This window comes from Stenotrophomonas sp. Marseille-Q5258 (assembly GCF_946900935.1).
GTDB lineage: Bacteria > Pseudomonadota > Gammaproteobacteria > Xanthomonadales > Xanthomonadaceae > Stenotrophomonas > Stenotrophomonas nematodicola.
In genome coordinates this window covers 1-23530 of record NZ_CAMPPN010000021.1, presented here as the reverse complement: position 1 = coordinate 23530, position 23530 = coordinate 1, and the positions used below count along the sequence as shown (strand labels likewise).

The window sequence follows — 23530 nt, the reverse complement described above, 5'->3', positions numbered from 1 at the left end:
CGGAGCTACCAGATGAGCCCTGACTACCAGATTCCCGGCCGGGTGCCGGAAGACGGCGTGCCGCGCCAGGCCGTGTCGGACTACTGGCGCGAGCGGTTCTCCAGCGAACCGTACTATGACCAGAGCCAGTTCTTCGACGATTACGAGCCGGCCTACCAGCTCGGCCACTACTCCCGCGCCGACGACATCATCCGTGCGTACGAAGAGGTTGAAGCCGAGCTGGAAACGCGCTGGGCGCAGGAGCGTGGCAAGAGCAGGCTGACCTGGGCGCAGGCGCGCAATGCGGTGCGCCGTGGCTGGGACGAATCCACTGCCCTGCGCCAGGCGCACCTGGACAAGGGCGTGCCGCGCGGGACCTGACCGGCCCGCGCAGCCACCCGGTGTCGCCCTCAGTCCAGCGAGGGCGGCGTGACCGGCCGGGCCGGCAGCGGCGGCAGCGTTGCGCCGTTGGCGGCCATCAGGTCGCGGGTGTTCTTCTGCACGGCCACGGCGCCGAACAGCGCCAGCGCGAAGGCCATGCCGTAGAAGCCCTTCTCGCTCAGCAGCAGGGTGGCGTTCCACAAGCCCACCAGCAGCAACAGCAGCGAAGCCAGCAGGGCGAACCAGCACAGCGCGTAGTACAGGCCGCTGACGGGAATGGCCTCGGCCTTGTCGCGCACGCTCTTCTGCAGCGACACCGCCGCAAACAGACCGAACAGCAGCAGGGTGAGGTAGTAGCCCTTCTCGTTGAGCGCCATCTCGGCGTTGAACAGGCCCACCAGATAAGCAGCAGCGCCCAGCAGCAGCGCGCTCCACGAGGCGGCGATGAACGCGGCGGACGGTTTGTGTACCTGTTGCTTCATGATTCCAACTCCCTTGGAAGACAGTGCTGCGGGGCCGCCCCACGGGCGGCTGGCGCCAACGGTAGCCGATCCACGCACTGGCGCATACGGGGAATGACGTATGGTGCACGCGGCGAGGACAGGCATGGTGTACAACGCCTATCTGGCCATCGCATCCCCTCCGGAGATACTCCATGACCCGCAAGCTGCTGCTCTCGCTCGCCATCAGCCTTACCCCCGCCCTGTTCACCACCGCCTGCGTGGCCGCCGATACGGCCACCGCGCCTGCGGTCGAAAAGGCGAACTGGCCGTTCACCGCTACCGCCGTCGGCACCTTCAACGAGCCGTGGGCGATGAGCTTCCTGCCTGACGGCAGCCTGCTGGTCAGCGAGAAGCGCGGCGCGCTCAAGCACGTCAACCCCACCAGCGGCACCAGCGCCACCATCAGCGGCGTGCCCGCGGTGGCCTACGGCGGCCAGGGCGGCCTCGGCGATGTCCTGCCGCATCCGGATTTCGCCCGCAATCAACTGCTGTACGTCAGCTATGCCGAGGCCGGTCAAGGCGACACCCGTGGCGCGGCCGTGGCGCGTGCGCGACTGGTGCTGCAGCCCGACGGCAGCGGCGCGCTGCAGGATCTGAAGGTGATCTGGCGGCAGACCCCCAAGGTCGAGGGCAAGGGACACTACGGCCACCGCCTGGCGTTCGGGCCGGACGGCAAGCTGTGGATCACCTCCAGCGAGCGCCAGAAGTTCGATCCGGCGCAGGACATGGGCGGCAATCTCGGCAAGATCGTACGGCTGAACGACGACGGCAGCGTGCCGGCCGACAATCCCTTCGCCTCGCAGGGTGGCGTGGCCGCGCAGGTGTGGTCGCTCGGCCATCGCAACGCGCTGGGCATCGCCTTTGACGCGCGCGGCAAGCTATGGGTGCACGAGATGGGCCCGGCCGGCGGCGACGAGCTGAACCTGATCGAGCGCGGCGCGAACTACGGTTACCCGGTGGTCTCCAACGGCAACCACTACGACGGCCGCGAGATTCCCGACCACAGCACCCGGCCCGAGTTCGCCGCGCCGAAGGTGACCTGGACGCCGGTGATTTCGCCGGCCGGTTTCATCATCTACTCCGGGACGCTGTTCCCGCAGTGGAAGGGCAGCGGCTTCATCGGCGGGCTGTCGTCGACCTCGCTGGTGCGGGTGGCCTTCGACGGCGACAACGCACGCGAAGCCGAACGCTTCCTCATGGGTGAGCGCATCCGCGAAGTGGAGCAAGGGCCCGACGGCGCGATCTGGCTGCTGGAAGACGGCAGCAACGGCAAGCTGCTGAAGCTGACCCCGAAAGCTTGATCCTGCAGCGCCGGCACCGCGCCGGCACTGGCCTGGCGCCCTCGCCGTCTGGCGGGGGCGCGGCCGCGCGCTGCCCTACTGGATGGTGACGACCTTGACCTCGGTACGGCTGCAGGCCGTGTCCAGGCAGGCGCCGTTGAGCCAGACCTGGCCGTCGCCGATCATCACCCCCTGCTGGTTGACCATCACCGTGTCGAAGGTCTGCGCGGCAATGGCCTTGCGCACGGCCGGGGTCAGGATGCGCTCGTAATTGCGCTGGAACTCGCCCGGGCCGGCGATCGTGGCGCCGTTGGCGATCTTCAACGGGAAGCGGACTTCCTCGACCACCGCGGCACGGTCGCCGCCATTGACCGCCTTCTGGAAGGCGATGAAGACCGCTTCGTACTGCGCGGCATCACCGAGAACACGGTCGATCCGCTGGCGCACGTCGTCGGCGGCGGCGGCAGGCGCGGGGGCGGCGGGCGGCGGCGCCGCATCGGCGGCCGGTTCCACCGCATCCGGCGACAGGCCGGCCGCTGGCGCCTCGTCGGGTGGCGCGGTGCTGGCCACCGGTGGCGACGTGGCGGCCGTCTCTGCCGGTGGCGATGCCGGCTGCGAACAGGCAGCCAGCAACAGCGTGGGGACCAGGAATGGGATCAGGCGCATCGGACGCTCCATCGGTTCAGCCGGGTTGCCAGCCTAGCGCCGGCGCCGTCAGCCAAGGATGACGAGCGCGGTGCCGGCCAGCCGCCGGCACCGCCGATCAACCGGCGAGCAGTTCGAAGATCACCGGCTCGCCGCTGGCCGAAGAGGCGCACACCCACAGGTCGAACTGCCCCGGTTCGGCGCCGAACACGCCGTCGCGGCCGGTGAACCCGAGCGCATGGCGATCCAGGGTGAACTGCACCTGCGTGCTCTGCCCCGGCTGCAGGGCCACCTTGCGGAAGTCTTTCAGCTCGCGCACCGGACGCACGCGGCTGGCGACGCGGTCGTGGATGTACAACTGCACCACTTCCTCGCCGGCCACCGCGCCGGTGTTGGTCAGCGTGGTGGTGATGGTCAGCGTGTCGTCCCAGCCCAGCGTCTTGCTGCTCAGCTGCGGCACACCGTAGTCGAAGGTGGTGTAGCCCAGGCCGTGGCCGAACGGGTACAGCGCCGCGTTGGGAATCTCGCGCCAGCGCGCCTTGAACTCCGACATGGTCGGCAGTTCCGGGCGACCGGTGCGCGGATGGTTGTAGAAGAAGGGCTGCTGGCCGGACACCTGCGGGAAGCTCACCGGCAGACGGCCGGACGGGTTGTAGTCGCCGAACAGCACATCGGCCACGGCCGGCCCGGTCTGCGTGCCCAGGTACCAGGTCACCGCCACCGCCTGCGCGTTGCGGACGGCCCCCTGCAGCGCCAGCGCACGGCCATTGCGCAGCAGCACCACCAGCGGCTTGCCGGTCATCGCCACCGCTTCGGCGAGCGCCTGCTGCGCCGGCGGCAGGGTGATCTCCACCCGCGACTGCGCCTCACCGCTGTAGCGCTGCGGTTCGCCCAGCGCCAGCACCACCACATCGGCGCGCAGCGCAGCGGCCACGGCCTGTTCGATGCCGTCCTGCAGGGGCGCTTCCAGCGCGCAGCCCGGGACGATTTCCAGCAGGGCCTCATCGCTGATGGCCGCGCGTACGCCGGCTTCCAGCGTGACATAGCGCGACTTGTCGCCGAACAGCGTCCAGCAGCCTTCGATGTTGTCGCGGTCCTGCACGAACGGACCGATCAGCGCGATCTTCTGCCCGGCCTTCTTCAGCGGCAGCACGTCGCCGTCGTTCTTCAGGAGCACGATCGAGCGGCGCGCGGCATCGCGCGACAGCGCGTCGTGCGCGGCGATGTGCGCGGTATCGGCTTCACGCGCCAGATCCAGCGAGCGGTAGGGATCGTCGAACAGGCCAATCGCTTCCTTCAGCCTGAGGATGCGGCGCACCGATTCATCCAGCGTGGCCATCGGCACCTCGCCACTGGCGACCAGGCCCGGCAGGTGTTCGGCGTAGAAGCCGCTCTGCATGCTCAGGTCCAACCCGGCGGTGAACGCCTTGGCGGTGGCATCACGGTCGTCGGCGGCATAACCGTGGGCGACCAGTTCCATGTCGGCGGTGTAATCGGAGATCACCACGCCCGGGAACTGCCATTCGCCGCGCAGGATGTCGGTCAGCAGTTCGGCATTGGCGCTGGCGGGCACGCCGTTGATGTCGTTGAAGGACGACATCACGGTGAGCGCGCCGGCCTCGAAGGCCGCCTTGAACGGCGGCAGGTGGACATCGCGCAGAGTCTGCGGGGAGATGTCGACCATGTTGTATTCCATGCCGGCCATCACCGCGCCATAGGCGGCAAAGTGCTTCGGCGTGGCCAGCAGCGCATCGGCCGCACGCAGGTCCGGGCCCTGGAAGCCGCGCACGCGGGCGGCGGCGAACGCACAGCCCAGCACCACGTCTTCACCGGCACCCTCGGCGCCACGGCCCCAGCGCTGGTCGCGGGCAATGTCCACCGCCGGCGCATACGTCCAGTGCAGGCCCGCGGCAGTGGCTTCCACCGCCGTGGCGCGCGCGGTGCGCTCGGCCAGCTCCGGCTCGAAGCTCGCGGCCTCGCCCAGCGGGATCGGGAACACGGTGCGCATGCCGTGGATGACATCGGCTGCCAGGATCACCGGGATGCCCAGGCGGCTCTCTTCCAGCGCCACCTGCTGGATGCGGCGGCCGGCTTCCACGCCCACGCCGTTGAACAGCGACCCCACCTTGCCTTCGCGGACCTGTTGCAGCACCTGGTCGGCGTTGCTGACGTTCGCTTCCGGATTCACATCCGGCGCGAACGGCCGGACCATGTCCGCGAACACACCCAGCTGGCCGACTTTTTCTTCGACGGTCATCTGGGCAATGAGGGTTTCGATGCGATCGGCGGCCACCGGCTGTCCTTATGAAAACGTTTACAAGGCCGGGATTCTAGCGTTCCCGAGCCCGTTGTGAATGATTTTGGCGTTCATTTTTCTTCCCCGTGGGGAAATTCCGGCGTCGCAGGGGCGCCGCCGGGGGCAGAGGAGCTTACTCCGCGAAGGCGCGCTGCTGCTGCGCAACCATCAACATGGCATCGCTCGACGCCTGGAATACCCGCAGCCCAAAGGCCGGCAGGATCGCCAGAAGGTGGTCGAACACATCCGACTGCACGCCTTCGTAGTCGGCCCAGGCGGTGGTCCGGGTGAAGCAGTAGATCTCCAGCGGCAGGCCTTCCGTGGTGGGCTGCAGCTGCCGTACCAGCAACGTCATGTCCGTATGGATGCCCGGGTGCTGGCGCAGATAGCGTTCAACATACGCGCGGAAGGTGCCCAGGTTGGTCACCCGGCGCGCGTTGATCGCGTCCATGCCCTTGGCACGCAGGTCGGCGTTCCACTGCTCCAGCTCGGCCTGCTTGTCGCGCAGGTACTCGCGCAGGACCGCGAACTGCTCCAGCCGGGCCAGCGCCGTCGCATCCAGAAAATCCACGCTGTGCTGGTCCAGGTACAGCGCGCGCTTGATCCGGCGTCCGCCGGCCTCCTGCATGCCGCGCCAGTTCTTGAACGACTCGGTGACCAGCTTCTTGGTCGGGATGGTGGTGATGGTCTTGTCGAAGTTCTGCACGGTGATGGTGTGCAGGGCGATGTCGATCACATCGCCATCGGCGTTCTGGCTGGGCATCTCGATCCAGTCGCCGAGCCGCACCCGGCCATCGCCGCTGATCTGCACGCTGGCCACCAGCGACAGGATGGTGTCCTGGAAGATCAGCATCAGCACGGCGGTGGCCGCGCCCAGACCGGTGACCAGCGGGCCGAGTTTCACGCCGAGCAGGGTCGCCACGATCGACAGGCCGGCGATCACGAACACCACGATCTTCACGACCTGCAGGTAGCCCTTGATCGGCTTGTTGCGCGCGTCCGGGCGGCGCTCGTACAGATCGTTGGCCGCATCCAGTGCGTGCGAGACGGCCAGCGCCACGGTCAGCACCGCCCATGCCCGGCAGGCCCCCATCACGAACTCCACCAGCTGGGGCGGCAGGCCCGGCACCACCTGGACGCCGGCGGCGATGACCATGCTGGGCACCACGTTGGCCAGGCGCGAGATCACCCGCAGGTTGTTGCGGCCTTCATTGCCCGCTCCATTGCCGGGCAGCCGGTTGACCAGCTTGCGCAGGCCGCGCAGCAGGATCCGCTTGGTGACAAAGTTGGCCAGCCAGGCGGCCAGCGCCACGGCTGCCACCACCACCAGGGTGTAGGCCCAGGGCCAGGGTTCGAGGGTGCGCTGCAGGTCCTGCAGCCATTGGGGTGCCACTACCGCATCAAGCATGGTGGGGGGTCTCCAAATGCGTGCGTTGCCGGGCAGAGCCCGGCACTACGGGTTTGCGTTGCCGGGCAGAGCCTGGCATTACGGGTGTGCGTTGCCGGGCGGAGCCTGGCATTACGGGTGTGCGTTGCCGGGCGGAGCCTGGCACTACGGGTGTGCGTTGCCGGGCAGAGCCTGGCATTACGGGTGCGCGTTGCCGGGCAGAGCCTGGCACTACGGGGTTGCGTTGCCGGGCGGAGCCCGGCATTACGGGTGCTGGGTGGCGGTGCGTTCGATGATCACGCCGACCGCGCGGGCGCCGCGTACCGCGCCCGGCTTGCTCAGCTTCAGCCGCAGCCACTCCACGTTGAACTCGCGCAGCACGATCTCGGCGATGCGTTCGGCCAGTGTCTCCACCAGGCCGAAGTCGGACTCGCGCACGAACTGCTCGATGCGCTTGCTGACGGCTTTGTAATTGAGGGTATCGGCGATGTCGTCGCTGGCGGCCGGGCGGCGGTTGTCGAAGCCCATTTCCAGGTCGAAACGCAGGGTCTGGCGGATCCGCCGTTCCCAGTCGTAGATCCCGATCAGGGCGTCGATCTCGAGCCCTTCGATGAATACCTTGTCCATAGGAATGCCACGTGGAAGATGGCGAACATGGTAACGGGCCGGTCCGGAACGTGCCGGGAACCCGGAACGAAGCGCCATCGCCGATGCACTCGCGCTGCAGTACGGTCCGCAGTGGCCGTGGTGCCCAAATGCGCAGAGTTCGACCACTGGATGCAACGCGAGAAGACCGTGACCCAGCGCCTGCATCAACGGCCGGTCTGATGCGGCCGCTGAGGCGTCCTACACCGCCGGCAGCGTAGCCATGTCCCAACGCGGGGTGACCTGCACCTGCGGCGGGGTGTGCTGCCCCGCTTCCAGCCGCAGCGCGCCGGCGAAGGCAATCATCGCGCCGTTGTCGGTGCACAGCGCCGGGCGCGGGAAGCAGACGCGGCCGCCACGGCGGCGGGCCATCTCGTCCAGGCGGGCGCGCAGGCGCCGGTTGGCCCCCACGCCACCGGCCACCACCAGCACGTCGCAGCCGGCGGCATCCAGCGCGCGGTCGCACTTGATCGCCAGGGTTTCCACCACGGCATCTTCAAACCCACGGGCGATATCGGCGCGGGTCTGCTCGCTCTGGTCGCTGTCGCGCCAAGCCAGGAGCACTTGGGTCTTCAGGCCGGAGAAGCTGAAATCCAGCCCGGGGCGATCGGTCATCGGCCGGGTGAAACGGTACTTGCCCGGTGTTCCACGCTCGGCCAGCGCAGCCAGCTGCGGCCCCCCCGGATACGGCAGGCCCATCAGCTTGGCGGTCTTGTCGAAGGCCTCGCCGGCCGCATCGTCCAGGGTCTCGCCCAGCAGGCGGTACTGGCCGATCCGGTCCACCGCCACCAGCTGGGTATGGCCTCCGGACACCAGCAGGGCCACGAACGGGGCCTCCGGCGGGTCGTCTTCCATCAGCGGGGCCAGCAGATGACCCTCCATATGGTGGACACCCACCGCCGGCACCTCCAGCGCCCAGGCCAGCGAACGGGCTACGCCGGCGCCGACCAGCAGGGCACCGACCAGCCCCGGACCGGCGGTAAAGGCCACCCCGTCGATGTCCGAGACCTGCATGCCGGCCTCGGCCAGGGTCTGCCGGATCAGCGGCAGCAGCTTGCGCACATGGTCGCGGCTGGCCAGTTCGGGCACCACCCCACCGTATTCAGCGTGGAGGGCGATCTGGCTGTAGACCGCATGGGCGCGCAGGGCGTCGACACCGGACAGCGCGGTGTCGTACACCGCCACGCCGGTCTCATCGCAGGAAGATTCGATACCAAGGACTCGCATAACGCGTATTATGGACCTCTTGAGGCCCGGCAGATGCACCGCCAGCCCATCTGACACCACCTGTGGCCAAGAAGTTTGCCGGGGTGGGTTGCAACTTCTTTTGTCGCCGCTATAATGTGCGGCTCTCACCGGGCGTGACCCGGTTCTACTGTGTCCCGGAGATTCCATGCCCAGCGTCAAAGTCCGCGAGAACGAGCCCTTCGAGTTTGCGCTCCGTCGCTTCAAGCGCACCTGCGAAAAGGCCGGCGTGCTGGCCGAAACCCGCAAGCGCGAGTTCTACGAAAAGCCGACCCAGGAGCGCAAGCGTAAGGCTGCTGCTGCTGTGAAGCGTCAGCTGCGCCGCTCGTCGCGCGACGTTACCAAGCGTCAGCGCCTGTACTGATCGGACGCAACTTCGATGCGGCAGGCCTGTCCTGTCGCGGCGGAGCCGAAGCCGGAACGCGCAAGCGTTACCGGCTTTTTGCGTTCCCGTCCCCAGCTATCGATTGCCCCCTCTTCCACCGATACGAGGTGTTCCATGAGCCTGAAGCAGCAGCTCACCGATGACATGAAGGCCGCCATGAAGAGCGGCGAGAAGCACCGCCTGGGCGTGATCCGCCTGATCAACGCGGCGATCAAGCAGAAGGAAGTGGACGAGCGCATCGAGCTGGACGACGCCGCCGTTGTTGCCGTGCTGGACAAGATGGTCAAGCAGCGCAAGGACTCGGTCACCCAGTACGAAGCGGCCAATCGTGACGACCTGGCGCAGATCGAGCGCGATGAGCTGGTGGTCATCGACCAGTATCTGCCCGCCAAGATGGGCGAAGCCGAGATCGTGGCCGCCATCCAGGCCGCCATCGCCGAAACCGGCGCGACCGGCGCAGCGGACATGGGCAAGCTGATGGGCGCATTGAAGCCCAAGCTGGCGGGCCAGGCCGACATGGGCCTGGTGTCCAAGCTGGTCAAGGCGCAGTTGGCCGGCTGAGCGCCCGCATGCAGCGCCCGTCCCGTGGCGGGCGCCGATCATCGACGCGCGTGGTGCAGCACTGCGCGCGTTTCACCCGGTCTTCGAACCGGGGCTGCTAGAAATCCCGGCATGTCTTCGCTGCCCCCTTCTCCGGCGCCCGACCCGGCGCAAGACCCCTCCCGCGTTCCGCACCGCCTGCGCAAGTATGTGGACCGGCTTGAACGCAGCTTTCCAGTTGCCGTGGGCAAGCGCTTTGTCGAGGTGGACGTACTGACCCAGGCCGCTTCGTTGTCCTTCTATGCGCTGCTGTCGATGGCGCCGCTGCTGGTCCTGCTGCTGTGGCTGACCGCCTCGCTGTATCCGCCGGCCCAACAGGCGCTGATCGCACAGATCCACGACGTCGCCGGCAGCAGTGCCGCCACCGTGGCCGACACCGTGCTCAAGAACGCCGACAACCAGCCCGATGTCGGCTCGCTCGCCGGCGTGTGGAGCACGCTGCTGTTGTTCATCGGCGCCACGGCCGTGTTCGCGCAGCTGCAGAACGCCCTCAACCTGATCTTCAACACCAGCGGCGAGCGCCTGGACGGCATCGTGGCGTGGCTGCGCAAGCGGGTGTTCTCGTTCGGCGTGGTGCTCGCCCTGGGTTTCCTGCTGATCCTGTCGATGACCGCCACCACCATGCTGCAGGTGGCCTTCGCGCAGTTGCCCTCGGTGCTGCCGGCCGTGGGCTACCTGACCAGCCTGGCCCTGTACACGGTGGGCTTCGCCTTTCTCTACCACTACCTGCCGGACCGCCGCGTGGCGTGGCGCCAGGCCTTCATCGGCGGCGCGATCACCTCGGCGCTGTTCGCGCTGGGCCGCTATGCCATCGGCCTGTACATCGCTACGGTCGCCCCTGGCAGCGCCTACGGCTCGATGGGCGCGCTGGTGATCTCGCTGGTGTGGATCTACTACGCCACTGTGGTGTTCTTCGTGGGCGCGCTGATGACCGCGGTGGTCGATGAGCGGCTGCGCGCCCGGTTCCACCTGGCGCGGGCCGGGATCGCCGCGCCCAAACCGGGCGAAGTGGCCGGCAGCTAGTAGACTAGTCCGGTCCCCCGCTGCCCTGCGTGGCCGTTCTCCGGCCGCGCCACCTGCCTGCTGCCTATGGCCCGTATCCCCGACGCATTCATCGATGACCTGCTGGCCCGCTCCGACATTGTCGAGGTGGTGGGCAGCCGCGTGCCGTTGAAACGCCAGGGCAAGGAGTATGCGGCGCGTTGCCCGTTCCACGACGAGCGCTCGGCCTCGTTCACCGTTTCCCCGACCAAGCAGTTCTATCACTGCTTCGGCTGCGGCGCGCATGGCACCGCGATCAGCTTCCTGATGAACTACGACCGCCTGGAATTCCTCGACGCAGTCGACGAACTGGCCAAGCGCGTCGGCATGGAAGTACCGCGCGATACGCAGCCGCGCACGGCGCAGCAGCAGGATGACAGCCGCGATCTGTACTCCGCGCTGGATGCGGCCACGCGCTTCTTCCAGAAGTCGTTGGAGGGCAGCGACAAGGCCCGTGCCTACCTGGACCAGCGTGGCGTGGACGAAGAGAACCGCGCGCGCTTTGCGATCGGCTATGCGCCCGATGGCTACAGCGCGCTGAAGGATGCGCTGGGCAAGGACGAGCGGCGCATGAAGCTGCTCGACCGCGCCGGCCTGTTCTCCAAGAACGACCGCGGGCACGTCTACGACAAGTTCCGCGACCGGGTGATGTTCCCGATTTTCGATCGCCGTGGCCGCGTGATCGCCTATGGCGGCCGGGTCATGGAAAAGGACGATGGGCCCAAGTACCTCAATTCGCCCGAGACCGCCCTGTTCCACAAGGGCCGCGAGCTGTACGGCCTGTGGCAGGTGCGCCAGGCCAACCAGAAGATCGAGCGGCTGATCGTGGTCGAGGGCTACATGGACGTGGTCTCGCTGTTCCAGTTCGGCGTTACCCAGGCGGTGGCCACGCTGGGCACGGCGACCACGCCGGACCATGCCGAGCTGCTGTTCCGCAACGCGCCGGACGTGTTCTTCTGCTTCGACGGCGATGCCGCCGGTCGCCGCGCCGGCTGGCGTGCGCTGGAATCGGTGCTGCCGCGCATGAAGGATGGCCGTCAGGCCTTCTTCCTGTTCCTGCCCGATGGCGAGGACCCGGACACCATCGTGCGCAAGGAAGGCCGCGAAGGCTTCGATGCCCGCCTGCAGCAGGCCACGCCGCTGTCGCAGTTCTTCTTCGACGAGCTCACCCGCGAGGTCAACATGGCCACGCTGGACGGCAAGGCACGGCTGGCCGAGCGCGCCAAACCGATGCTGGCGCAGATTCCCGACGGCGCCTTCGGCGACCTGATGAAGCAGCAGCTGACCGCGCTGACCGGGCTGGGCGCCAAGCCGGGTACGGCCACGCCGGTCGCGCGCCCGCCATCGCGCGCGGTCGCTCCGGCGCAGCGCCGCAGCCTGGTGCGCGCGGCCATCGCCATCCTGCTGCAGCAGCCGTCGCTGGCGATGACCCTGGAGGGGCATCACTTCAACGGCCTGCGCCTGCCCGGCGTGGACCTGCTGCTGGAACTGCTGACCCTGGTCGAGCAGCGGCCCGATATCAGCACCGGTGCCCTGCTGCAGCACTTCGACGGCCGCGAGGAACAGGAGGCGCTGCACAGACTCGCCGCGCAGACATTGCCCGGCGACGAGGCGATGTGGACCCAGGAACTGCACGATGCGGTCGCCCAGCTGGAAAAGCAGCTGTTGATGCAACGTCTGGACGAGCTTCAGGCAAAGCAGAGCCAGCAGGGTCTGGACGATACTGACAAGTACGAGCTGCGCGAACTGCTCAAAGCGCGCAGCACCATCCGCTTCTGACCGACGGAGCTGCCGTGGCACCCCACATCGCGCGTCCCGCTGAATCGATCGTCCACTGGCGCCGTGCCGGCCTGATCGCCGCGCTGCTCGCGCTGGCCCTGCCCGCCTGGGCCGCGACGCTGCCGTTCGCGCAGCCACGGCCGCAGCTCTACACCGCCGGCCAACCCAGCGCCGCCGAACTGCAGCAGGCCGCCGCCGCGGGGATCACCACCCTGATCGACCTGCGCCAGCCCGACGAGGAGCGCGGGTTCGACGAAACCGCCGCTGCCGAACGCCTGGGCCTGCGCTATGTCCGCATCCCGGTTGCCGGCGCTGCCGGCCTCACCGACGCCAATGTGCAGGCCCTGCGCACCGCGCTGGCACAGAGCCAGGGCCCGGTCCTGCTGCACTGCGCCTCCGGCAACCGCGTCGGCGCCCTGCTGGCGCTGATGAAGGCCCGGCAGGGCGCGTCCGTCGAAGACGCACTGCAGTTCGGCCGCGATGCCGGCATGACCTCGCTGGACGCCAGGACCCGCGTCCTGCTCGAACAGGACACCGCGCGTTGATCCAGTACGCGTGTCCGTCCCCCCTTCCCCCCACGACAGGAGCATGCCGCGCATGACGCCCTGGTGGTCGCGCCTGCGGCCGGACAACTTCACCCTCGCCCTGCTCTGCACCGTGCTGCTGGCCTCGCTGCTGCCCATGCACGGCGCCGCGGCAATGGTGCTCGACGATGTCACCGACGTCGCCATCGCCGCCCTGTTCTTCCTGCACGGCGCGCGCCTGCCGCGCGAGTCGATCGTCGCCGGCATGCTGCATTGGCGGCTGCACCTGACCATCCTCGGCTGCACCTTCGTGCTGTTCCCCCTGCTGGGGCTGCTGTTCAAACCGCTGGACGGCTGGCTGCTGACGCCGGAGCTGTACATCGGCGTGCTGTTCCTGTGCGCGCTGCCCTCGACCGTGCAGTCGTCGATCGCCTTTACCTCGATGGCACGCGGCAACGTGCCGGCCGCCGTCTGCAGTGCCTCGTTGTCGAGCATCCTCGGCGTGTTCCTGACCCCCCTGCTGCTGACGGTGCTGGCCGGTACCGAAGGCGGCATGCAGAACCCCGTGCATGCCATCGTGAGCATCATGCTGCAGCTGCTGGTGCCGTTCGTGGCCGGCCACCTGCTGCGGCCGTGGATCGCCCGCTGGGTGGAGCGGCAGCGCGCGCTGCTGCGCTACACCGACCAGGGCACCATCCTGCTGGTGGTGTACTCGGCCTTCGGTGAAGCGGTCAGCGAAGGGCTGTGGAGCAAGACGCCGCTGCTGTCCCTGCTCACGGTAGCTATCGTGGCGGCGGTACTGCTCGGCATCGCCATGCCGACGATCCGCTTCATCGCACGGCGGCTGGGCTTCAACCGCGAAGACGAGATCACCATCCTGTTCTGCGGCTCCAAAAAGAGCCTGGCCACCGGCGTGCCGATCGCCAAGGTGTTGTTCACCGGCGGCAGCCTCGGCGCGATCGTGCTGCCGATCATGATCTACCATCAGATCCAGCTGATCGTCTGCGCGATGATCGCGCAGCGGTATGCGCGGGATCCGGTGAAGCCGGTGAAAGATGGTGGAGGACAGTGAGCCCGTTCCAACGTGTACGCCCTGTCGCCAGCCCGTTCAATCGACCAGACGGCCAACACTGAGCTGCGGCATCCACACCACCAGATCGTAGCTGCGCCGTGGATGCGTATCGACGCGCGGCGCGCGTGCCGGCTGTTCGACCAGCGATCGCGGGCCGCAGCGGTCCAGGCAGGCCCACGCCTCTCCGCGCAGCGCGTCCAGGCGTACGCTGTACAGCGGCAGATCGCGCAGTTGCGCTGACATCGGCTGCTGCTGCATCTCCGCCGGTGCGCCCTGCGGGCGCGCGCGCAGCGCATGCGCGTTACCGGTGAGCACCAGCATCCGCGCATCGGCAGGCAGCGCGCTGAACTGCTGCCGCAGGTGGGTTGCCATCGCCGTATCGCGCGTCTGGTTGTCCTTTGAGGTGCCGGTTTCCACGTCATAGCCGGCAATGCCCACATCGCGGCCCTGGGCGCGCAGCGCGCGCACCGCGTCGATGAGGTCCAGCATGTTGCTGCTGCGGCGCCCGTCATGCTGATCGTCCTTGACCGCCCAGAACGGCGAAGTGCGCAGCGCGTCGCGCGCGTCGGCACCGCCGTCCGAGCGCAGATAGCGCGCCAGGGCCGCGTTCTCGCTCATCGGCAGTTCCAGCGCCAGCCGCACGGCGGCATTGTCGCGGCTGTAACGCTCCGTCAGGTCGGCCACCAGCAGCGGCGTTTCGGCGGTGCCGTGGTACTCGCCGAGCACGACCAGGCGGTGGTCGCCGGCGTGCGCCATGATCTGCGTGGCCGTGTCATCGGGCGCAGGCGCGGCCATCGCCGCGCTGCACAGCAGCGTCATGGCCAGCACTGCGCTTGGCATCCATCGTTTCATGACGTCACGTCCTGTTGGGTCATGAAAGCAATGGCGACAGTTGCCGGAGATTCAAGGCGCGCGTCGCAGCGCGCCCGCGTCCTACAACCAAGGCAGCATCCAGTGGTCCACCATCAGGAAGGCGAACAGCGCCATCAGGTAGACGATGGAGTAGCCGAACATCTTCATCGAGAACAGTTCATCCGGCGGGTTGAGCATGCGCCAGGCGTACCAGAGGAAGACCGCGTTGAGCACCACTGCCCCGCCGAGGTAGAACATGCCGCTCATGCCGAACACGACCGGCAGGATGCTCACAACGGCCAGTGCGATCGAATACGCCATGATCGACTTGCGGGTGTACACCACCCCGTGGGTCACCGGCAGCATCGGGATCTCTGCCTTGGCGTAATCCTCGCGACGGAAGATCGCCAGCGCCCAGAAGTGCGGAGGCGTCCAGATGAAGATGATCAGCACCAGCAACGACGCATAGGCCCAGTCCCACGGCCCCTGCATGCCGGTGATCGCGGCCCAGCCCAGCATCGGCGGGGTGGCGCCGGCCAGACCGCCGATCACGATGTTCTGCGAGGTCGCACGCTTGAGGTACACGGTATAGATCACCGCGTAGCCGATCAGCGAGGCGAAGGTCAGCACCGCAGTGATGACGTTGACCCACACGATCAGGATGGTCATCGACAGCGCGATCAGCAGGCCGGCGAAGACCAGCACCTGCCACGGCTTGACCTTGCCCACCACCAGCGGGCGCCACGAGGTGCGCGCCATCTGCGCATCGATGTGCGCATCCAGCAGCTGGTTGATCGCCGCGGCCGCCGAGGCGGCCAGCCAGATGCCGAGGAACCCGAGCGCGCCGTCGAGCGCCTGCTGCGCGGTGGGCAGCCCGGGAATGGCCAGGAACATGCCCACCAGCGCGGTGAACACGATCAGGGCGACGACCTTGGGCTTGGTCAGGTCCCAGTATTGGCGGTAGTTGCTCAGCATGTCGTCAGCCCACCGTACCGGAGGCCACGGCCGAGGGCCGGCTGGCCGCATCCGGCGACCGCAGGCGCGCCAGCAGCGTCACCAGCACGAACAGCAGCGCAACCGCGCCGCCGCTGTGTGCGACGGCCACTTCCAGCGGCACGGCCAGCTTCACATTGAGAACGCCCAGCGTGATCTGCAGGGCGACCAGCAGACCCAGCGCCGTCGCCCAGCCGCGCATGCTCGGCAGGCGGAACAGGCGCACCGACAGCCACAGCAGGTACAGGCCCACCACGATGGCCATCAGGCGGTGCGCCATCTGGATGGCGATGCGCGACGCACCGTCGAGCACCCCCCCTTCGTAATCCACGCCGATGCCGCGCCAGAGGGTGAAGCCTTCACTGAAGTTGTGCGGTGGCCACCACTGGCTCACGCAGCGCGGGAAGTTGTCCAGCGAAGCGCTGCCGCCGCCGCAGGCGAGCGCGGCATAGTTGGCGCTGACCCAGCCACCCAGGGCGATCTGCAGCACCAGCAGGGCCACACCGGCGCGGATCAGCCACCGCAGCTTCGGTGCCTCGGCCAGGGTGATCGGCATGTGCGTGGCGCGCCACGCCATCCACACCAGCAGCCCGAACATCAGCATCCCACCCAGCAGGTGACCCATCACCACGATGGGCTTGAGCAGCCAGGTCACCGTCCACATGCCCAGCAGTGCCTGGAAGATCACCACGGCCAGGGTCAGCAGCGCGACGCGGGCCAGATCGCTGTTGGTCCAGCGCCACGCGGCGACCAGCAGGATCACCTCGCCGATCAGCGCGATGATGCTCGCTGGGACATGCATGCCCATCATGTATAGCGGTATGCCGGTGGCCACCAGGACGCAGGCGGTCACCACCGCCGTGCTTCCCCAGCGGCGGCGGCGCGTGGCCAGCAGGGCCAGGGTCAGGATCTCGATGCCCAACGCGCCGGCGAGGAAACGGTGGACCTGCTCGCGCCATGCCTTGTGGGTTTCCAGCGGCCGGATCTTCGCCGCCTCGTGGCCGATGACTTCTTCGGCATGCTGCGGCCAGGTGACACGGCCATAGCAGGTTGGCCAATCCGGGCAGCTCAGGCCGGCATCGGACAGACGCACGAACGATCCGAACATGATCGTGCTGGCCGTCATGATCAGGGCGAACCACGCCAGACGGTGGAAATTGCGATGCAGCGCCGGGCGCGCGGTGGGGTTCATCAAACGGAACTCACTTCAGTTTCAACAGCGTGGCCATGTCCTTGTGCAGACCGGCCAATGCGAATCCCGGCGCATACCGCATGATCACAAACCCGTTGGGATCGATCACATACACAGGCGTGCCGGCGGCGTCATCCACGGCGGGCAAGGCGGCACGCAGGTCCGGCTGGGCGCGCAGCACGCGTAGCGCGGGCAGGCCCTGGACCTCGGCCGGCGGCGTGCCCAGCCACAGGATCTCGACATTATCGGCTTTATGGCCGAACAGCTGCCACACCTTGCCCAATCCCTGCGACAAAGTGACGCACTCGGCCGCACAGCCGTCTCCCGGTGCCACCAGAATGCGCCAGGTGCGTGCCTGCGGATTCCACGGGTAGGGCTGGCCATCGGCGAGCGTGGGCGGCCTGGCCACCAGATCCACCGGCGGCGCGAGCATCTGCCCGGTGTTGCGATGGGCCGTGGGCTGCCAGCCGGAGAAACGCAGCACGCCGGCCAGCGCCATCACCCCGAAGAACAGGCCGAACAGGGCGATCAGGGTCCAGCGACCGCGGTTGCGGGCGTTGAGCTGTTCCTGCGGGGTGGCATTCATGCGTGCGATTTTCTCATGGAAGGAGGAGGTGTGCCGGTCAGGGGGCGCGGCCAGGGCTGGACGATCCGTCCGGACGACGGTGGCGGCGCCATTCGAGCAGAAGGGCAACCATCAGAACGGTCAGGGCCAGGCCGAACCACTGCACGGCGTAACCGAGATGGCGGCTGGGCGGCAGGGTGTTGGGCAGCAGCTCCAGATCGCGCGCGTAGCCCCCGGGCAGCGCCGGGTCCAGCCGCAGCACGCGGGCCGGCAGGCTGCCGGGTGGCAGGGACAGCGCAACCGCCACCTCGTCCGGCGGCATCCGGCTGGCCAGCCAGACGTTGGTCTGCTGCGTGGGCGACATCGCCGGGCCGAGCGCCAGCCCGGCGGCCGGCGGCGGCGCGAGCAGGCCAGCCAGCCGCACGTGGTCATCGCGCAAGGTGACAGTGGGCACCGTGCGATCGGGTGGCATCGGCAACCAGCCCAGGTCCACCAGCGCCAGCGCACCGGCATCGCTGCGGAACGGCTGGTAGACCTTGATGCCGGCGCGGCCATCGCGCATCTGGTTGTCGAGCAGCAGCGCCACGGGAAGAAAGCATCCGGCATCCACCACCCACCGCAGCTGTGGCGGCGCTGCGAGCGCCTCGGCAAGGGTCAGGGCCTGCGCGCGGGCGGGCGCCTGCTGGTCCAGCAGTGCCTGTTTCTCGTGCATCCGCTGCAGTTGCCAGTGGCCGAGGAAGCAGAACAGGGCGATGGTCGCCAGCGCCGCGATCCAGCCCATCAGGCGTGTGTGCTGGCGCATCATGACAACGCCGGCAAAACGCGGTCAGATAGGCCACCCCGCCCTGCCATCGAGCCGCGCATGAATGATTCGTTGAAGACCCTGCTGGTAATCGCGTTTCTGATCGTCATCGTCTGGAATCTGGGCGCGGGACTGTATTACCTGTTGGTCGATCGCGGCCAGACCAAGCGAACCGTCAACGCCCTCACGCGCCGCATCGCGGTGTCGGTGGCGTTGTTCCTGCTGGTGGTCATCGGCATCTACAGCGGCTGGATCAAGCCCCACGGGATCGGTGGCTGATGCCGCGTCGCACCGACGCGGCATCCCGTCGCTGCGACGCTACAGCACGTAGACGAACAGGAACAGCATCAGCCAGACCACGTCGACGAAGTGCCAGTACCACGCGGCCGCTTCGAAGCCGAAGTGGTTGTCGCGGGTGAAGTGGCCTTTGGCCGAGCGCAGCCACATCACCACCAGCATGATGGTGCCCAGCAACACATGCGCCCCGTGGAAACCGGTGAGCATGAAGAAGGTCGAGCCGTAGATGCCCGAACCAAGCGTCAGGTTGAGTTCCTTGTAGGCGTGGATGTACTCCTCGGCCTGCAGGGTGAGGAAGAACGCGCCCAGCAGCACGGTGATGCCCAGCCACACCAGCAGCTGGCGGCGATGGCCGGCTTTCAGTGCGTGGTGGGCGATGGTGAGGGTGACGCCGGAGGTGAGCAGGATCAGCGTGTTGATCAGCGGCAGGCCCCACGCGGGGATCGTCTGGAAGTGACCGCCGATGCTGCCCGGGCCGTTGGTCGGCCAGGCGGCCGAGTAGCCGTCCCAGAGCAGTTCGTTGGTCATCACGCCATCGCCCTCGCCGCCCAGCCACGGCAGTCCCAGGTTGCGGGTGTAGAACAGCGCGCCGAAAAAGGCGCCGAAGAACATCACTTCGGAGAAGATGAACCACACCATGCCCATCCGGAACGAGCCGTCGACCTGGCGGTTGTAGTTGCCGGCCTGCGATTCGCGCACCACGTCGCTGAACCACCAGAACAGCGTCAGCACCAGCATCGCCAGGCCCGCGTAGAACGTCCACTTGCCCCAACCGGAATCGTTGAGCCAACTGGCCACGCCGACCATCGTCACCATCATCGCGATGGAGCCGATGAACGGCCACTTGCTGTGCGTGGGCACGAAGTACACGTTGGCATCGGGGCTTTGCTGGGCCATGAGTCTGTGTCCGGGTGCGTATCAGGGAGCCGAGCGCGCGGTGGCCGGCGGTGTCGCCGGGGCCAGCTGCGCGGACAGTGCGTCGTTCTTGTAGAAGGTGTAGGACAGCGTGATCGTGGTGACGTTGGCGGGCAGGTCCGGGTCGACGATGAAGCGCACCGGCATGTCACGCTTCTCGCCGGCCTGCAGGGTCTGGGCGGTGAAGCAGAAGCACTCGGTTTTGCTGAAGTAGCCCGATGCCTTGGCCGGCGCGACCGACGGCACCGCGCTGCCGACCAGTGCACGATCGCTGTCGTTGCGCGCGTAGTACAGCGCCTCGTTGAGCTCACCGGGAACGACGTCCATCGTCAACTGTTCGGGATGGAACGACCACGGCAGCTTGGAATTCACGCCGCCGTCGAACTCCACGCGTACCGTGCGCTTGCCGCCGGCGGTGGTGGCCGCCGTCGCGCCCGGGCCACGCTCCAGGCGCACGCCGAACACTTTCTCGCAGGCGATGCGGTACAGCGGCACCAGCGAGAACGTCAGTACGAACACCGCCACCGCCACCCCGATCAGCCGGGGCAGACCCGCGTGTCGCGCAGGCGGCGTGGGGCGTTCGTCGCTCATCGCCCGATCACCCCGCTGAGGATGAAGCCCACATAGACCAGCACGGCCACGCCGCCCACTACCCACGCCGTACGTTGCGCGCGGCGGCGGCGCAGGGCCAGGCTGTCGATGTCGTGCGGAGGCGTGTGCATGGCAACCTCAGTGGGTGATGTCGTCGTGGGCCAGATCGCCCGGGCGGATGACCGGCGGCACGGTGAAGGTGTGCGCCGGTGCCGGTGAGGGAATCGTCCATTCCAGCCCCCGTGCGCCTTCCCAGGAGCGGTCTGCCGCCTTCTCGCCGTTGCGCAGCGAGACGATCAGGATGGCGGCCATCATGAACGGCGTGGCGAACATACCGAACGCACCGATCGTGCTGATCAGGTTCCAGTCGGCGAAGGCCACGCTGTAATCCGGGATGCGGCGTGGCATGCCGGCCAGCCCGAGGAAGTGCTGCGGGAAGAACAGCAGGTTGACGAACACGATCGTCCACCAGAAGTGGATCTTGGCCCACGTTTCGTTGTACATGCGCCCGGTCCACTTCGGCCACCAGTAGTACACCGCGCCGATCAGCGCGAACACCGCGCCGGTGACCAGCACGTAGTGGAAGTGCGCCACCACGAAATAGGTGTCGTGATACTGGAAGTCGGCCACCACGATCGCCAGCATCAGGCCGGAGAAGCCACCGATGGTGAACAGGATCACGAAGGCCACCGCCCACAGCATCGGCGCTTCGAAGGTGAGCGAGCCGCGCCACATGGTGCTGACCCAGTTGAACACCTTCACCCCGGTGGGGATCGAGATCAGCATGGTGGCGAACATGAAGTAGATCTCGCCGCCCAGCGGCATGCCCACGGTGAACATGTGGTGGGCCCAGACGATGAACGACAGGAAGGCGATGGCGGCCACCGCGTACACCATAGCCTGGTAGCCGAACAGCGGCTTGCGACTGAAGGTGGGAATGATCTCGCTGACCACGCCGAAGGCCGGCAGGATCATGATGTACACCTCCGGGTGCCCGAAGAACCAGAAGATGTGCTGGAACATCACCGGGTCGCCGCCGCCGGCCGCGTTGAAGAAGCTGGTGCCGAAGAACTTGTCGGTCAGCAGCATGGTCACCGCGCCGGCCAGCACCGGCATCACCGCGATCAGCAGGAATGCGGTGATCAGCCAGGACCAGCAGAAGATCGGCATCTTCAGCAGGTCGATGCCCGGGGCACGCATGTTCAGCACGGTGGCGATGATGTTGATCGCGCCCATGATCGAACTGATGCCGGCCACGTGGATGGCGAACACGGTGAAGGCGACGTTGTAGCCGCCCTGCAGCGACAGCGGCGGGTACAGGGTCCAGCCACCGGCCGGGGCACCGCCCGGCAGCAGGAAGGTCAGCAGCAGCAGGCTGAAGGCCACCGGCAGCAGCCAGAATGACCAGTTGTTCATGCGCGGCAGCGCCATGTCCGGCGCGCCGATCTGCAATGGGATCATCCAGTTGGCCAGGCCGACGAACGCCGGCATCACGCCGCCGAAGATCATCACCAGCGCATGCACCGTGGTGAGCTGGTTGAAGGTCTCCGGTCTGACGAACTGCAGGCCGGGCTGCATCAGCTCGGCACGGATGATCACGCTCATCGCCGCGCCGATGATGAACATGATGAAGCTGAAGAGCAGGTAGAGCGTGCCGATGTCCTTGTGGTTGGTCGAGAAGAACCAACGCTCGAAGAAGCTCTGCTGATGCCCGTGGTGCCCGTCGTGGTCAACTGCGGAATGCGCCATCGCAACTACACCTCACTGGATCCGGTGGTACCCCCCGCCCGCCGGCTGGCGGACGCGGCTCGATTTCAGGCGTTGCTGTCTGCTGTGGCCGGTGCTGCCGGTGCCGTGGGTTCGGCGGCCGGGGCCGGTGCGGCGTCAGCCGGTGCCGCAGCCGGCGTTTCCGCTGCCGGCGCCGGTGCGGGCCTGCGCGAGGCCAGCCATTTCTGGAAGTCCTCCTTGGACACCGCTTCGACCACGATCGGCATGAAGCCGTGGTCCTTGCCGCACAGCTCGGCGCACTGGCCGCGATAGACGCCGGGGGTTTCGATGTTGGTCCAGGCTTCGTTGATGAAGCCGGGAATGGCGTCCTGCTTCCAGCCCAGTGCCGGCACCCACCACGCGTGGATCACGTCGTCGGAGGTGATGACGAAGCGGACCTTGGTATCCACCGGCAGCACCAGCCGGTTGTCCACATCCAGCAGATAGTGCGGGTGCGACTCGCGGGTGGGCACCTTGCCGCTCTGCCGCATGCGGTCGGACTCGCGGTCCAGGCGGCTGGTGAAGGCCACTTCCTCGCCGAGGTACTCGTACTTCCACATCCACTGGTAGCCGGTGACCTTGACGGTCATCTCCGCATCCCGTGTGTCGTAGAACTTGATCAGATTGGCCGTGGCCGGCCACGCCATCACCACCAGGATGATCACCGGGATCACCGTCCAGATGACCTCGGCCCTGGTGTTGTGGCTGAACTGGGCAGCGACCGCGCCCTTGGACTTACGGAACTTGAAGATGGCGTAGAACATCGCGCCAAAGACCAGCACCCCGATCACGGTACAGACCCACAGCGAGAACAGGTTGGATTCCCACGCCAACCGCGAGCTCTGGGTCACCCCCTTGCCCATGTTCAACTGCCACGGTTTGGGGTCGGCCGCCTGGGCCAACGCCATCGCCGGCGCCAGCAGCGCCGCCCCGCACACGCCTGATGTTCCGAACGTCCTGCCCCACTTTCTGCATTGCTTCATTGCCTAGACCCTTAGCGTCGTCGGTTGCAGCCATCGCTGGCCGCGAGCAAGCCTTCTAGTTTCTGAGCCAGTGCCTGGCGTTCGACCGGTGCGAGGAAACATCCCACCGCCACCTGCCGACCGCTGGACACCAGTCGGACCGCCTCATCGTCGGCGACCAGCGTCACCCAGTACGGGTGGGCACTGAACACCGGCAACTGCCCGGGTACGGGGATGACCTCCACGCACCCTGGCACTACCCGTATCTCTTCCTGCCGCTCTCCACTGCGCCACAACGCACGCAGTGCCACTGCCAGCAACAGGCTGTACAGCAGCGCGAAGAGGGGAGCGAACACGTTGCCGGCGAACCAGCCCAGGCCGGCCACCACCCCCATCGCACCCGCCAACACGGCAAACAACAGGACGAACTGCCGGGCATCGAGCGCCCGTGGGGGACGCAGCCGCAGTTGCGTTCCTGATCCGTCCGGAGCTGACAGCACCTCGATCATGTCGCAACCGCGTTTTTTCCTGCCGCGGGAAACGTCCCGATGGTAGCCCTGCTTTCCAGCGAGCCGCAAGGGTCCATTCACAGTTTCAGGAATGGTGCAATACAGCATTGACCCGGCGGCCGTTTTGACGAAACCGGCACAGTTTTCCAGACCCTCGCCGGATCGGGGGAATCCCGCTGTATGAAAGGCTATGGCGCGCACGGCGCAGCACCCGGAAAGCGGTTGAATCGACCGAAAAACGATTAAAATGGTCAAGTTCTCCACGAGCCGATCGGCATGACCGCACCTTCCGCGCTTCCCCCTGCACCGGCCTCGTCCGGCGC

The 23530-nt window shown here is 67.3% G+C and carries 26 protein-coding genes; 9 read left to right on the top strand and 17 right to left on the bottom strand.

Annotation, left to right across the window (positions count from 1 at the left end; all coding sequences use genetic code 11):
* Positions 1-12: 12 nt before the first annotated feature.
* On the top strand, positions 13-360 hold the full coding sequence (locus OC534_RS14495; RefSeq protein ID WP_017357501.1) for a hypothetical protein: 348 nt from the start codon (positions 13-15) through the stop codon (positions 358-360).
* Positions 361-389: 29 nt separating this feature from the next.
* On the opposite strand, the gene yiaA is transcribed toward OC534_RS14495, so the two are convergent.
* A complete protein-coding gene (yiaA, locus tag OC534_RS14490; protein WP_017357500.1) occupies positions 390-842 on the bottom strand; it encodes an inner membrane protein YiaA in 453 nt (150 codons plus the stop codon).
* 173 nt (positions 843-1015) lie between these two features.
* Here yiaA and OC534_RS14485 point away from each other — a divergent pair, with 173 nt between their 5' ends.
* Positions 1016-2164, top strand: a complete 1149-nt coding sequence (locus tag OC534_RS14485) for a PQQ-dependent sugar dehydrogenase (RefSeq protein ID WP_262072025.1) — start codon at positions 1016-1018, stop codon at positions 2162-2164.
* A 75-nt stretch (positions 2165-2239) separates the two neighbouring features.
* On the opposite strand, the gene OC534_RS14480 is transcribed toward OC534_RS14485, so the two are convergent.
* The 5 genes from OC534_RS14480 to tsaD form a co-directional block, all read right to left on the bottom strand.
* Positions 2240-2809 (bottom strand): hypothetical protein, encoded by a 570-nt coding sequence (locus OC534_RS14480; RefSeq protein WP_136007067.1) that lies wholly within the window; start codon positions 2807-2809, stop codon positions 2240-2242.
* A gap of 97 nt (positions 2810-2906) precedes the next feature.
* Entirely contained in the window at positions 2907-5081 is a 2175-nt protein-coding gene (locus tag OC534_RS14475; RefSeq protein ID WP_136007066.1) for a glycoside hydrolase family 3 N-terminal domain-containing protein, read from the bottom strand.
* Between the two features lie 136 nt (positions 5082-5217).
* Positions 5218-6492: a mechanosensitive ion channel family protein gene (locus tag OC534_RS14470; protein WP_262072024.1), complete on the bottom strand. Its 1275-nt coding sequence runs from the start codon at positions 6490-6492 to the stop codon at positions 5218-5220.
* 243 nt (positions 6493-6735) lie between these two features.
* Positions 6736-7098, bottom strand: coding sequence for a dihydroneopterin aldolase (gene folB, locus OC534_RS14465; RefSeq protein WP_136007126.1), 363 nt, complete (start codon positions 7096-7098; stop codon positions 6736-6738).
* A 219-nt stretch (positions 7099-7317) separates the two neighbouring features.
* Positions 7318-8343 carry a tRNA (adenosine(37)-N6)-threonylcarbamoyltransferase complex transferase subunit TsaD gene (tsaD, locus tag OC534_RS14460; protein ID WP_262072023.1) on the bottom strand — a complete coding sequence of 342 codons (1026 nt, stop codon included), beginning with the start codon at positions 8341-8343 and terminating at the stop codon, positions 7318-7320.
* 166 nt (positions 8344-8509) lie between these two features.
* On the opposite strand from tsaD, the gene rpsU reads away from it, so the two are divergent.
* From rpsU to OC534_RS14430, 6 genes are all read left to right on the top strand, one after another.
* Complete coding sequence (gene rpsU, locus OC534_RS14455) at positions 8510-8725, top strand: 30S ribosomal protein S21 (protein ID WP_002808376.1); 216 nt, start codon at positions 8510-8512, stop codon at positions 8723-8725.
* Between the two features lie 135 nt (positions 8726-8860).
* Positions 8861-9307, top strand: coding sequence for a GatB/YqeY domain-containing protein (locus OC534_RS14450; RefSeq protein WP_136007121.1), 447 nt, complete (start codon positions 8861-8863; stop codon positions 9305-9307).
* Between the two features lie 111 nt (positions 9308-9418).
* The gene (locus OC534_RS14445; RefSeq protein ID WP_262072022.1) at positions 9419-10369 is read left to right on the top strand and encodes a YihY/virulence factor BrkB family protein; all 951 of its coding nucleotides are present in this window, start codon (positions 9419-9421) and stop codon (positions 10367-10369) included.
* A gap of 66 nt (positions 10370-10435) precedes the next feature.
* Entirely contained in the window at positions 10436-12166 is a 1731-nt protein-coding gene (gene dnaG / locus OC534_RS14440) for a DNA primase (RefSeq protein WP_136007119.1), read from the top strand.
* A gap of 71 nt (positions 12167-12237) precedes the next feature.
* The gene (locus tag OC534_RS14435; protein WP_166473622.1) at positions 12238-12711 is read left to right on the top strand and encodes a sulfur transferase domain-containing protein; all 474 of its coding nucleotides are present in this window, start codon (positions 12238-12240) and stop codon (positions 12709-12711) included.
* Between the two features lie 52 nt (positions 12712-12763).
* The gene (locus OC534_RS14430; protein ID WP_262072021.1) at positions 12764-13762 is read left to right on the top strand and encodes a bile acid:sodium symporter family protein; all 999 of its coding nucleotides are present in this window, start codon (positions 12764-12766) and stop codon (positions 13760-13762) included.
* A 36-nt stretch (positions 13763-13798) separates the two neighbouring features.
* On the opposite strand, the gene OC534_RS14425 is transcribed toward OC534_RS14430, so the two are convergent.
* From OC534_RS14425 to OC534_RS14405, 5 genes are all read right to left on the bottom strand, one after another.
* Positions 13799-14614 carry a hypothetical protein gene (locus tag OC534_RS14425; protein ID WP_026070843.1) on the bottom strand — a complete coding sequence of 272 codons (816 nt, stop codon included), beginning with the start codon at positions 14612-14614 and terminating at the stop codon, positions 13799-13801.
* An 81-nt stretch (positions 14615-14695) separates the two neighbouring features.
* Entirely contained in the window at positions 14696-15589 is an 894-nt protein-coding gene (gene cyoE / locus OC534_RS14420; RefSeq protein ID WP_017356566.1) for a heme o synthase, read from the bottom strand.
* A gap of 4 nt (positions 15590-15593) precedes the next feature.
* Positions 15594-16799 (bottom strand): COX15/CtaA family protein, encoded by a 1206-nt coding sequence (locus OC534_RS14415; RefSeq protein WP_262072020.1) that lies wholly within the window; start codon positions 16797-16799, stop codon positions 15594-15596.
* Between the two features lie 10 nt (positions 16800-16809).
* Positions 16810-17385: a hypothetical protein gene (locus OC534_RS14410; RefSeq protein ID WP_017356564.1), complete on the bottom strand. Its 576-nt coding sequence runs from the start codon at positions 17383-17385 to the stop codon at positions 16810-16812.
* A gap of 37 nt (positions 17386-17422) precedes the next feature.
* On the bottom strand, positions 17423-18169 hold the full coding sequence (locus OC534_RS14405; protein WP_262072019.1) for an SURF1 family protein: 747 nt from the start codon (positions 18167-18169) through the stop codon (positions 17423-17425).
* Between the two features lie 57 nt (positions 18170-18226).
* Between OC534_RS14405 and OC534_RS14400 the strand changes: the two genes are divergently transcribed.
* Positions 18227-18445, top strand: a complete 219-nt coding sequence (locus tag OC534_RS14400; protein WP_017356562.1) for a twin transmembrane helix small protein — start codon at positions 18227-18229, stop codon at positions 18443-18445.
* Positions 18446-18484: 39 nt separating this feature from the next.
* On the opposite strand, the gene OC534_RS14395 is transcribed toward OC534_RS14400, so the two are convergent.
* From OC534_RS14395 to OC534_RS14370, 6 genes are all read right to left on the bottom strand, one after another.
* Positions 18485-19360 carry a cytochrome c oxidase subunit 3 gene (locus tag OC534_RS14395; protein WP_017356561.1) on the bottom strand — a complete coding sequence of 292 codons (876 nt, stop codon included), beginning with the start codon at positions 19358-19360 and terminating at the stop codon, positions 18485-18487.
* 21 nt (positions 19361-19381) lie between these two features.
* The gene (locus OC534_RS14390) at positions 19382-19969 is read right to left on the bottom strand and encodes a cytochrome c oxidase assembly protein (protein WP_017356560.1); all 588 of its coding nucleotides are present in this window, start codon (positions 19967-19969) and stop codon (positions 19382-19384) included.
* The gene (locus OC534_RS14385; RefSeq protein WP_017356559.1) at positions 19966-20100 is read right to left on the bottom strand and encodes a hypothetical protein; all 135 of its coding nucleotides are present in this window, start codon (positions 20098-20100) and stop codon (positions 19966-19968) included. The genes OC534_RS14390 and OC534_RS14385 overlap by 4 nt, the downstream gene beginning before the upstream one ends.
* Positions 20101-20107: 7 nt before the next feature.
* Positions 20108-21718 carry a cytochrome c oxidase subunit I gene (gene ctaD / locus OC534_RS14380; protein ID WP_153164999.1) on the bottom strand — a complete coding sequence of 537 codons (1611 nt, stop codon included), beginning with the start codon at positions 21716-21718 and terminating at the stop codon, positions 20108-20110.
* A 65-nt stretch (positions 21719-21783) separates the two neighbouring features.
* Positions 21784-22644 carry a cytochrome c oxidase subunit II gene (gene coxB, locus OC534_RS14375; RefSeq protein ID WP_262072018.1) on the bottom strand — a complete coding sequence of 287 codons (861 nt, stop codon included), beginning with the start codon at positions 22642-22644 and terminating at the stop codon, positions 21784-21786.
* Between the two features lie 86 nt (positions 22645-22730).
* On the bottom strand, positions 22731-23207 hold the full coding sequence (locus OC534_RS14370; RefSeq protein ID WP_017356556.1) for a DUF2244 domain-containing protein: 477 nt from the start codon (positions 23205-23207) through the stop codon (positions 22731-22733).
* Positions 23208-23530: the final 323 nt, after the last annotated feature.

Bases quoted from the DNA above. Each gene is read 5' to 3' on its own strand.
- OC534_RS14495 (WP_017357501.1), top strand. From the start codon at position 13: ATGAGCCCTGACTACCAGATTCCCGGCCGGGTGCCGGAAGACGGCGTG.
- OC534_RS14400 (WP_017356562.1), top strand. From the start codon at position 18,227: ATGAATGATTCGTTGAAGACCCTGCTGGTAATCGCGTTTCTGATCGTC.
- OC534_RS14395 (WP_017356561.1), bottom strand. From the start codon at position 19,360: ATGGCCCAGCAAAGCCCCGATGCCAACGTGTACTTCGTGCCCACGCAC.
- ctaD (WP_153164999.1), bottom strand. From the start codon at position 21,718: ATGGCGCATTCCGCAGTTGACCACGACGGGCACCACGGGCATCAGCAG.
- OC534_RS14430 (WP_262072021.1), top strand. From the start codon at position 12,764: ATGACGCCCTGGTGGTCGCGCCTGCGGCCGGACAACTTCACCCTCGCC.
- tsaD (WP_262072023.1), bottom strand. From the start codon at position 8,343: ATGCGAGTCCTTGGTATCGAATCTTCCTGCGATGAGACCGGCGTGGCG.
- OC534_RS14425 (WP_026070843.1), bottom strand. From the start codon at position 14,614: ATGAAACGATGGATGCCAAGCGCAGTGCTGGCCATGACGCTGCTGTGC.
- rpsU (WP_002808376.1), top strand. From the start codon at position 8,510: ATGCCCAGCGTCAAAGTCCGCGAGAACGAGCCCTTCGAGTTTGCGCTC.
- OC534_RS14485 (WP_262072025.1), top strand. From the start codon at position 1,016: ATGACCCGCAAGCTGCTGCTCTCGCTCGCCATCAGCCTTACCCCCGCC.
- coxB (WP_262072018.1), bottom strand. From the start codon at position 22,644: ATGGCGTTGGCCCAGGCGGCCGACCCCAAACCGTGGCAGTTGAACATG.
- OC534_RS14480 (WP_136007067.1), bottom strand. From the start codon at position 2,809: ATGCGCCTGATCCCATTCCTGGTCCCCACGCTGTTGCTGGCTGCCTGT.
- OC534_RS14405 (WP_262072019.1), bottom strand. From the start codon at position 18,169: ATGATGCGCCAGCACACACGCCTGATGGGCTGGATCGCGGCGCTGGCG.
- OC534_RS14450 (WP_136007121.1), top strand. From the start codon at position 8,861: ATGAGCCTGAAGCAGCAGCTCACCGATGACATGAAGGCCGCCATGAAG.
- cyoE (WP_017356566.1), bottom strand. From the start codon at position 15,589: ATGCTGAGCAACTACCGCCAATACTGGGACCTGACCAAGCCCAAGGTC.
- OC534_RS14410 (WP_017356564.1), bottom strand. From the start codon at position 17,385: ATGAATGCCACCCCGCAGGAACAGCTCAACGCCCGCAACCGCGGTCGC.
- OC534_RS14470 (WP_262072024.1), bottom strand. From the start codon at position 6,492: ATGCTTGATGCGGTAGTGGCACCCCAATGGCTGCAGGACCTGCAGCGC.
- dnaG (WP_136007119.1), top strand. From the start codon at position 10,436: ATGGCCCGTATCCCCGACGCATTCATCGATGACCTGCTGGCCCGCTCC.
- OC534_RS14445 (WP_262072022.1), top strand. From the start codon at position 9,419: ATGTCTTCGCTGCCCCCTTCTCCGGCGCCCGACCCGGCGCAAGACCCC.
- OC534_RS14415 (WP_262072020.1), bottom strand. From the start codon at position 16,799: ATGAACCCCACCGCGCGCCCGGCGCTGCATCGCAATTTCCACCGTCTG.
- yiaA (WP_017357500.1), bottom strand. From the start codon at position 842: ATGAAGCAACAGGTACACAAACCGTCCGCCGCGTTCATCGCCGCCTCG.
- OC534_RS14385 (WP_017356559.1), bottom strand. From the start codon at position 20,100: ATGCACACGCCTCCGCACGACATCGACAGCCTGGCCCTGCGCCGCCGC.
- OC534_RS14370 (WP_017356556.1), bottom strand. From the start codon at position 23,207: ATGATCGAGGTGCTGTCAGCTCCGGACGGATCAGGAACGCAACTGCGG.
- folB (WP_136007126.1), bottom strand. From the start codon at position 7,098: ATGGACAAGGTATTCATCGAAGGGCTCGAGATCGACGCCCTGATCGGG.
- OC534_RS14390 (WP_017356560.1), bottom strand. From the start codon at position 19,969: ATGAGCGACGAACGCCCCACGCCGCCTGCGCGACACGCGGGTCTGCCC.